Source organism: Streptomyces sp. NPDC058620, assembly GCF_042717135.1.
Lineage (GTDB): Bacteria > Actinomycetota > Actinomycetes > Streptomycetales > Streptomycetaceae > Streptomyces.
Genome location: NZ_JBHXQO010000109.1, coordinates 1 through 8,388 on the forward strand (window position 1 = coordinate 1; position 8,388 = coordinate 8,388).

General features: G+C 71.4%; 10 protein-coding genes. 4 read left to right on the forward strand and 6 right to left on the reverse strand.

Annotation, left to right across the window (positions count from 1 at the left end):
• Nucleotides 1–231 precede the first annotated feature (231 nt).
• Nucleotides 232–933, reverse strand: coding sequence for a peptide-methionine (S)-S-oxide reductase MsrA (msrA, locus tag ACFWSK_RS36935; RefSeq protein ID WP_383796354.1), 702 nt, complete (start codon nucleotides 931–933; stop codon nucleotides 232–234).
• 80 nt (nucleotides 934–1,013) lie between these two features.
• Nucleotides 1,014–2,117 (reverse strand): hypothetical protein, encoded by a 1,104-nt coding sequence (locus ACFWSK_RS36940; RefSeq protein WP_383796356.1) that lies wholly within the window; start codon nucleotides 2,115–2,117, stop codon nucleotides 1,014–1,016.
• Nucleotides 2,118–2,185: 68 nt separating this feature from the next.
• Here ACFWSK_RS36940 and ACFWSK_RS36945 point away from each other — a divergent pair, with 68 nt between their 5' ends.
• On the forward strand, nucleotides 2,186–3,331 hold the full coding sequence (locus ACFWSK_RS36945) for a cystathionine gamma-synthase (protein ID WP_383796358.1): 1,146 nt from the start codon (nucleotides 2,186–2,188) through the stop codon (nucleotides 3,329–3,331).
• A 79-nt stretch (nucleotides 3,332–3,410) separates the two neighbouring features.
• Here the strand turns inward: ACFWSK_RS36945 and ACFWSK_RS36950 are convergent, their stop codons facing one another.
• The 4 genes from ACFWSK_RS36950 to ACFWSK_RS36965 all read right to left on the reverse strand — a co-directional run bounded on the left by ACFWSK_RS36950 (nucleotide 3,411) and on the right by ACFWSK_RS36965 (nucleotide 5,039).
• Nucleotides 3,411–3,602, reverse strand: a complete 192-nt coding sequence (locus ACFWSK_RS36950; RefSeq protein ID WP_383796361.1) for a DUF1059 domain-containing protein — start codon at nucleotides 3,600–3,602, stop codon at nucleotides 3,411–3,413.
• 75 nt (nucleotides 3,603–3,677) lie between these two features.
• A complete protein-coding gene (locus tag ACFWSK_RS36955) occupies nucleotides 3,678–3,941 on the reverse strand; it encodes a hypothetical protein (RefSeq protein WP_383796363.1) in 264 nt (87 codons plus the stop codon).
• Nucleotides 3,938–4,447, reverse strand: coding sequence for a sigma factor-like helix-turn-helix DNA-binding protein (locus ACFWSK_RS36960; protein WP_383796366.1), 510 nt, complete (start codon nucleotides 4,445–4,447; stop codon nucleotides 3,938–3,940). The genes ACFWSK_RS36955 and ACFWSK_RS36960 overlap by 4 nt, the downstream gene beginning before the upstream one ends.
• Nucleotides 4,448–4,508: 61 nt before the next feature.
• Entirely contained in the window at nucleotides 4,509–5,039 is a 531-nt protein-coding gene (locus tag ACFWSK_RS36965; protein ID WP_383796368.1) for a MarR family winged helix-turn-helix transcriptional regulator, read from the reverse strand.
• A 155-nt stretch (nucleotides 5,040–5,194) separates the two neighbouring features.
• On the opposite strand from ACFWSK_RS36965, the gene ilvA reads away from it, so the two are divergent.
• The 3 genes from ilvA to ACFWSK_RS36980 all read left to right on the forward strand — a co-directional run bounded on the left by ilvA (nucleotide 5,195) and on the right by ACFWSK_RS36980 (nucleotide 8,338).
• Nucleotides 5,195–6,424: a threonine ammonia-lyase gene (ilvA, locus tag ACFWSK_RS36970; protein WP_383796371.1), complete on the forward strand. Its 1,230-nt coding sequence runs from the start codon at nucleotides 5,195–5,197 to the stop codon at nucleotides 6,422–6,424.
• Nucleotides 6,425–6,509: 85 nt separating this feature from the next.
• Nucleotides 6,510–7,490, forward strand: a complete 981-nt coding sequence (locus ACFWSK_RS36975; RefSeq protein WP_383796374.1) for an ATP-binding cassette domain-containing protein — start codon at nucleotides 6,510–6,512, stop codon at nucleotides 7,488–7,490.
• Nucleotides 7,487–8,338, forward strand: a complete 852-nt coding sequence (locus ACFWSK_RS36980) for an ABC transporter permease (protein WP_383796377.1) — start codon at nucleotides 7,487–7,489, stop codon at nucleotides 8,336–8,338. The genes ACFWSK_RS36975 and ACFWSK_RS36980 overlap by 4 nt, the downstream gene beginning before the upstream one ends.
• Nucleotides 8,339–8,388 lie beyond the last annotated feature (50 nt).

An 8,388-nucleotide genomic window follows, 5' to 3' on the forward strand; every position in this document is an offset into this window, starting at 1 on the left:
GCCCGGGGCCTCGAAAACGACAGACCCTGGTTGCTGAGGGAAATTCCGGTGCGCTGGCCCGCCGTACCCGGCGCCGGCCTCCGGCGTCAGGTTCCCCCCCGTTGACGTAGGTCTTGGTGGTCCACTTTAGGCAGCGTGCGCGCGGGCGCAAACTCTCGGGTTGCACACGCAATCAGCCCTGTCCGTCCATGAATTGAGCACGGCGACGGCGGGGCGGCCCCTGGCGGGGTCCTACTCGGACGCGGGGGCGATGCCCGTCGGGCAGGACCGGCCCCAGTTCGTCTCCGAGGGGGCGCTCAGCTTCGCGCCCGTACCGCCGATGCCGCAGTAGCCGTCCGGGTTCTTGTCCAGGTACTGCTGGTGGTACGGCTCCGCGGGCCAGAAGGTGCGGCCCTGTGCCGGAAGGATCTCCGTCGTGATCTCGCCGAAGCCCGCGCCGGTGAGGACCTGCTGGTACGCCTCGCGGGAGGCGGTCGCGGCCTCGGCCTGCTCGGGGGTGTGGGGGTAGAGCGCCGAGCGGTACTGGGTGCCCACGTCATTGCCCTGGCGGAAGCCCTGGGTCGGGTTGTGGGACTCCCAGAAGAGCTTCAGGAGTTCCGCGTACGAGACGACCCGGGGGTCGAAGACGACGCGGACCGCCTCGGTGTGGCCGGTCAGGCCCGAGCAGGTCTCCTCGTACGACGGATTCTCCGTGTACCCGCCCTGATATCCCACCAGGGTCGTCCACACGCCGTCCGTCTGCCAGAACTTGCGCTCGGCTCCCCAGAAACAGCCCAGCGCGAAATCGGCGACCTCCAGGCCCTCCGGGTACGGGCCGACCAGGGGGTTGCCGAGCACCGTGTGGCGGGAAGGGACCGTGAACTCGGGCGTGGGGCGGCCGCGCAGCGCCTCCTCGGGGGCGGGGAGCTGGGGGGTGCGGTGATTCAGGAACATGCGGGCTCCTCCGGGGCTGGGTATGCAGTCCTTACAACACGAAAGGGGCGCCGTGGATTCCGGCGCCCCCACCGCGGCGGCTACCGGGGCAGCGTCGCCGGGCTGCCGCCGTTCGCCTCGTAGCCCGCGACCGCGAGTGCCCGGTACACGGTGTACCCGGCGGCCGGGTCCGGGTCCTGGGTCCACGGCAGGGCGCCCACGTGGCCGTCGATGTGGACGAGCTGGTTCATCGCCTCGGACCAGCGCTCCATCCGGACCAGGAACATCACCAGCAGATGACGGACGTGGGCGAGCATCGGATCGTCGGCGCGGGCCGCGTGCACCGCGAACAGGGCGCCCTCGACCGCCTTCGTCACCACGACGCCCCGGTAGAAGCCCTGCACCAGATTGACCTCGGGCAGGTGCTCGTACACCGCGAACAGCGGCAGCGCCGCCAGCAGCGAACCCCGCGGGGCGCGGGCGGCCGCCGTGGTGGCGAACCGCTCCGCCTCCTCGCGCGAGCCGTGCCACTTCTCGCACCAGAAGTGCAGCGCCGCGATGTGCGCGCCCATGTGGGCCGGGGCCCGGTCGATGATCTTCGCCCAGAGCTGGTCGAACTGCTCGTGGGAGTAACCGAGTCCACGGGCCACGGCCAGCTCGACGATGTACGGGACGGGGTCGCCCGGCGCCAGCAGAGCGGCCTCGCCGCAGACCGTACGGGCCTCCTCCAGGATGATCCGGAAGTCGTCCTCGCCCGCCCCGGACGAGCGCCACGCCTGCTGCACCAGGAACTCCGCGTGCACCGCCGCGCCGCCCGCGTCCTTCGGTGCCTCCGCCCGCCAGGTGCGCAGCCACGCGCCGCCGGCCCCCGGCCGGCGCATCAGCTCCAGCGAGGCCGCGCCGGCGAACGCCTGCACCCGCTGCCACCGCACCTCGCTCCCCTTGGGCGTGCCGGCCAGCAGCTGGGAAGCGGCCCGCCAGTCCTGGGTGGCCTGCACGACGTTCAGGACGTCGATGAGGTCCTGGTCGGGCCCCGGCATCCGGACGTCCAGCTCCTCCTGGCGCAGGAACCCGTACGCGTCCGGGTCGGCGGCGTCGGGGGAGCCGGGCGCGACCTGACGGATACCGCCCCGACGGCGCAGCACGAAGGGGCCGACGACGGCGGCGAGCATGCACAGCGCGATCAGGAACCAGAGAATCTCCATACGCCCATTGTCCCCGCACGGGCGCAGTGACCCGTGAGCGCCCTCGTGACGAACTACGCTCGGTCCTCATGAGCGACCAGCACAGCTTCGAGACTCTCGCGATCCATGCGGGAAACACCGCCGATCCCCTCACCGGCGCCGTTGTTCCGCCCATTTACCAGGTGTCCACGTACAAGCAGGACGGAGTGGGCGGGCTGCGCGGCGGCTACGAGTACAGCCGCAGCGCCAACCCGACCCGTACCGCCCTGGAGGAGAACCTGGCGGCCCTGGAAGGCGGCCACCGCGGGCTCGCCTTCGCGTCCGGCCTCGCCGCCGAGGACTGCCTGCTCCGTACGCTGCTCACGCCCGGCGACCACGTGGTCATCCCGAACGACGCCTACGGCGGCACGTTCCGGCTGTTCGCGAAGGTCGCCTCGCGCTGGGGCGTGCAGTTCTCCGTCGCCGACACCTCGGACGTGGGAGCGGTCAGGGCGGCGATCACGCCCCGCACCAAGGCGATCTGGGTGGAGACCCCGTCCAACCCGCTCCTCGCCATCACCGACATCGCTGCCGTCGCCGGAGTCGCCCGCCAGGCGGGGGCGCGGCTGGTCGTCGACAACACCTTCGCGAGCCCCTACCTCCAGCAGCCGCTCTCTCTCGGCGCGGACGTCGTGGTGCACTCCACGACCAAGTACATGGGCGGCCACTCCGACGTCGTCGGCGGTGCGCTGATCGCCGGCGACCCCGCGCTGGGGGAGGAGTTGGCGTACCACCAGAACGCGATGGGCGCGGTCGCCGGACCGTTCGACGCGTGGCTGGTGCTGCGCGGCATCAAGACCCTCGCGGTCCGCATGGACCGGCACGACGAGAACGCCACCAAGGTCGCCGACCTGCTGACCCGCCACCCCAAGGTGGACAGCGTCCTGTACCCGGGTCTGCCCGAGCACCCCGGGCACGAGATCGCGGCCAAGCAGATGAAGGCGTTCGGCGGGATGGTGTCCTTCCGCGTCACGGGCGGCGAGGCGGCGGCCGTCGAGGTCTGCAACCGCGCCAGGCTGTTCACGCTCGGTGAGTCGCTGGGCGGCGTCGAGTCCCTCATCGAGCACCCCGGCCGGATGACGCACGCGTCGGCCGCCGGCTCTCCGCTGGAGGTCCCGGCCGACCTGGTCCGCCTCTCCGTCGGCATCGAGAACGCGGACGACCTGCTGGCCGACCTCACCCAGGCGCTCGGCTAGGACGACCGGCGCGGTGTTCCGTCCGGCGGTGGTGAGCGCACAGCCCACCGCCGGGCGGGCCCGTTCTTCTCGGAGGGTCTCAGACGGTGGCCTTCTCGTCCTCCAGCGAGGCACGGACCTCCTCGCGCAACTGCGGGCTGTCGGTGTGCTCATGGACCGATACGGCGTGCTCGGTGGCCGCTCGTACGACTTCGTCCTCCTCACCGGAAATGGTGAGGGTGCAGTTCGAGACGCTCGGATACTTGCGGCAGTCGGCGATCTTCCTGGTCATGAGGGCCTCCTCGGCTGGTACCGCATGCCGGTCCTTCCAGGATAGATCCGGCAGACCGTCGCGCGAGCGGCCGCGTCACCAGCCCTCCAGCGGCGGTGTCGTCCCGGCCGGCGGGATCTCCCACGGCCGGGTCACCGCCGCCCACACCACGAACGCCACCACCGCCGCGCACATCAGGCACATCGCCGCCCGGCGCGCGGCGCGGTGGCGGCGCAGCAGCCGGGCACCGCTCTCCGCCGACCGCAGCGCCAGATCGGCGGGTACCTGCGGACGCGGAACCTCCAGCATCCGGCGGACCTCGTCCACCTTCCGGTCGGGACGGTCGCGGCGCCCGCTCATCGCGCGCCCCGGAGCAGCCGCGCGACGGGGCGACCGGGGCGGCCCGGGTGTTCCGGCGGTTCCGGGGGTGCGTACATCGTTCCGACGGCCCGGGTGCAGATCGCCCGCACCCGTTCCGCCGGCAGCCCGAGCAGTGCCGCTGCCTGCTCCTCCGCGACCCCTTCGTACAGACGCAGGACAAGGACCAGGCGCTCCTGCGGGGTGAGCCGTTCCAGCAGACCGCCGCGCGGCCGGTGGTGACGCCAGGCGTCGCGCGCGAACCGGATGACGAGTTCCTGGCGGGTCCGGTCGTACGGGTCGTCGCCGCGCAGCCGGTCCCACTCCGCGTAGGTGTGGGCCAGCGCCGCCGTCAGCAGGCGAAGGGCGCGGAGGTTCGCCCCCGCAGGCTCGGCGGGCTCGGCCGTGAAGAGCGTGGCGGTGTGCAGCAGGCGGCCTGCCGCGCCCGCGACGAAGTCCTCGAACTCCTGGGCGCGGCGGCGTTGCCGGTCGGCCTGCCGCTCTCGCATACCCCATCGGAGACCCGGAAGGAGTTCCGGGTCAAGAGGCGTGCGCGACCGGCGGGCGGTGTCAGTCCTCCGGCTGGGCCTGGTGCGCGGCCTGCCGTGCGGCCAGGGCCGCGTTGAACCGGGTGAGCAGCGTGCAGAACGTGTCGCGCTCCTCGGTGCTCCAGTCGTCGGTGACCTGCGACATCAGCTCGCGCCGCGAGGCACGGACCTCGTCGAGGCGGGCCTTTCCACGCGGGGACAGCTGGAGCACGACCGCGCGGCCGTCCTCCGGGTGGGAGGTGCGCTTGACCAGGCCGGTGTCGACGAGGGGGGCGACCTGACGGGTCACGGTGGAGGAGTCGATGCCCATGCCGGCGGCCAGCGCCTTGACGCCCATCGGGCCCTCCTTGTCCAGCCGGTTCAGGAGCAGATAGGCGGCCCGGTCCATGGAATTGCGGACCTGGCCGACGCCCCCGAGGCGGGTCTGTTCGGCACGGCGGGCGAAGACGGCCACCTGGTGCTGGAGCGCATCGAGAAGGTGGTCGGTACCCGGGTTGCCGGGGGCGGTGCCCCCGGAAGGAGACGCAGCAGTCGTCATGTCCTGAGGGGGCATGGCCGGGCTCTCTTCGTGCGGTGTCGGATGAGTGGGGGACAGAGTACGCGGCCACGGGGCAACGCGTACCAGCGCTGCACAAACCTGTGGACAACACCGCAGTCCGCCATGAGACGAGTCTGCCCCGACCGGCCCGAGCTGCAAGACTTGCTGTCATGACCTTCCGTACGTCCCGCCCCTTTCCTCCCGTGATCCTCGACGATGTCCGCGGGGCGTGGAAGATGCTCTCGGGCGTGGCCAGAGTGACCGCGATGGAGGGCAGCCGGTATCTGACCGAGCTGGTCGGCGCACCGGTCCAGTTCAAGTGCGAGAACCTCCAGCGCACCGGATCGTTCAAGCTGCGCGGCGCGTACGTACGGATCGCGGGGCTCACCCCGGAGGAGCGGGCGGCCGGTGTGGTCGCCGCGAGTGCCGGAAACCATGCGCAGGGTGTCGCACTCGCCTCTTCGCTGCTCGGCGTACGGTCCACGGTCTTCATGCCGGTCGGCGCGCCCCTGCCGAAGGTCTCCGCGACCCGTGAGTACGGCGCGGAGGTCCGGATGCACGGCCATGTCGTCGACGAGACGCTCGCCGCCGCCGAGGAGTACGCGGAGCGGACCGGTGCCGTCTTCATCCACCCGTTCGACCACCCGGACATCATCGCCGGGCAGGGCACCGTGGGCCTGGAGATCCTCGAACAGTGCCCGGAGGTCCGCACCATCGTCGTCGGCATCGGGGGCGGCGGCCTGGCCGCGGGGATCGCCGTCGCCGTGAAGGCGCTGCGCCCCGACGTCAGGATCGTCGGTGTGCAGGCCGCCGGTGCGGCCGGCTATCCGCCCTCGCTGGCCGCCGGTCACCCCGTGGCGGTCGCCTCCCCGCAGACGATGGCCGACGGGATCAAGGTGGGACGCCCCGGTGACATCCCGTTCCGTCTCGTCCAGGAGCTGGTCGACGAGGTCCGTACGGTCTCCGAGGACGAGCTCTCCAGTGCGCTGCTGCTCTGCCTGGAGCGGGCGAAGATGGTCGTCGAACCGGCCGGGGCCAGCCCCGTGGCCGCGCTGCTCAGTGACCCGAAGGCATTCGCGGGTCCGGTCGTCGCCGTGCTGTCGGGCGGCAACGTGGACCCGCTGCTGATGCAGCGCATCCTGACCCACGGCATGGCGGCGGCGGGCCGCTATCTGAGCCTGCGGCTGCGGCTGACGGACCGCCCCGGCGCGCTGGCCACCCTCCTCGCCGCGCTCTCCGTCGCCGACGCCAACGTCCTCGACGTGAGTCACGTGCGGACCGATCCGCGCCTGGGCCTCACCGAGGCGGAGGTCGAGCTGCACCTGGAGACGAAGGGCCCCGCGCACTGCGAGGAGGTGGCCACGGCGCTGCGCGACGCGGGCTACCTGGTGATGAGCTGAATCCTCGGTTTCGCCGCGCGCGCCGGGTGGGACGTCCCTAGGATCTGCTCAGGAAGTCACCCAAAAGCAACTGGGGGAATCCCACATGCCAGGCGCTATATATGCCGAAGGTCTGGTGAAGACCTTCGGCGATGTACGAGCACTGGACGGCGTGGACCTGGAAGTGCCGGAAGGCACGGTCCTCGGCCTCCTCGGGCCCAACGGTGCCGGAAAGACCACCGCCGTGCGCGTCCTGACCACGCTGCTCCAGCCGGACAGCGGCACTGCGGTCGTCGCGGGCATCGACGTGCTGAAGCATCCCAACGAGGTCCGCCGCTCGATCGGCCTCTCCGGCCAGTTCGCCGCGGTCGACGAGTATCTGACCGGCCGCGAGAACCTCCGGATGGTCGGGCAGCTCTACCAGATGAGCGCACGCGACGCGAAGGCCCGTGCCGGACAGCTCCTGGAGCGGTTCAACCTCGGCGACGCGGCCGACCGGACCGCCAAGACGTACTCCGGCGGTATGCGCCGCCGGCTCGACCTCGCCGCGGCCCTCGTCGTCTCGCCGCCCGTCATGTTCATGGACGAGCCGACGACCGGACTGGACCCGCGCAACCGGCAGCAGCTGTGGGAGGTCATCCAGGAACTCGTCTCGGGCGGTACGACGCTCCTGCTGACCACGCAGTATCTGGAGGAGGCCGACCACCTCGCCGACGACATCTGTGTCATCGACCACGGCAAGGTCATCGCGCGCGGCACCTCCGACGAGCTGAAGGCCCGCACCGGAGGCGAGCGCGTCGAGGTCGTCGTCCACCAGCGGGACGAGATCGAACGCGCCCGCGACGTGCTCACCGCCCTCGGTGAGGGCGAGGTCACCGTCGCCGCGCACACCCGCAAGCTGACCGTCCCGGTCAGCGGCGGCGCCAAGCTGCTCGCGGAGGTCATCCGGGACCTCGACGCCCGCGGCGTCGAGATCGACGACATCGGCCTGCGCCGCCCCACCCTCGACGACGTCTTCATGTCGCTCACCGGCCATGCCGCCGAGCTGGAGACGAACGGGGAGACCGGGAAGGAGGCCCTCGCATGACCGCCGTGACGGACGCCGCCGAGGCGCACGCCCCCAGGCCGCGCGGCGGCCTCGTGCAGTCGGTCTCCGACTCGCTCGTCGTCGCCAGACGCAATCTGATCCGGATGACCCGCATCCCGGAGATGGTCATCTTCGGACTCATCCAGCCGATCATGTTCGTGGTGCTGTTCAGCTATGTGTTCGGCGGCTCCATGAGCGTCGGAGGCTCCACCGACCCGGCGCTCTACCGGGAGTTCCTGATGGCGGGCATCTTCGCCCAGACCGTCACCTTCGCCACCGCGGGCGCCGGAGCGGGCATCGCCGACGACATGCACAAGGGGCTCATCGACCGGTTCCGCTCCCTGCCGATGGCACGGGGAGCGGTGCTCACCGGACGTACGCTCGCCGACCTCGTACAGACCGCGCTGACCGTCGTCGTCCTCGCGATCGTCGCCCTGCTCGTCGGGTGGCGCATCCACGAGGGCCTCGCGAAGGCACTGGCCGCGTTCGGGCTGCTGCTCTTCCTCGGGTACGCGTTCTCCTGGATCGGCGCGCTCATCGGGCTGTCCGTACGCACCCCCGAGGCAGCCACCTCCGGCGGGCTGATCTGGCTCTTCCCGGTGACGTTCATCTCGAACGCCTTCGTGGACTCCAGCCAGATGGCGTCCTGGCTCCAGCCGATCGCCGACTGGAACCCGTTCAGCGCGACCGTGCAGGCGTGCCGTGAGCTCTTCGGCAACCCCGGCGTGTCACAGTCCGACGCCTGGCCGATGCAGCACCCGGTCTGGGCGTCCCTGCTCTGGTCGGCCGTGATCATCCTGGTCTTCCGGACCCTTGCCGTCCGCAAGTACCGCTCGGCGACCGTCTGAGCGGCGCCCGGACACAGCAGTGGGCCCCGGCGTTGCGTGCACGGCCGGGG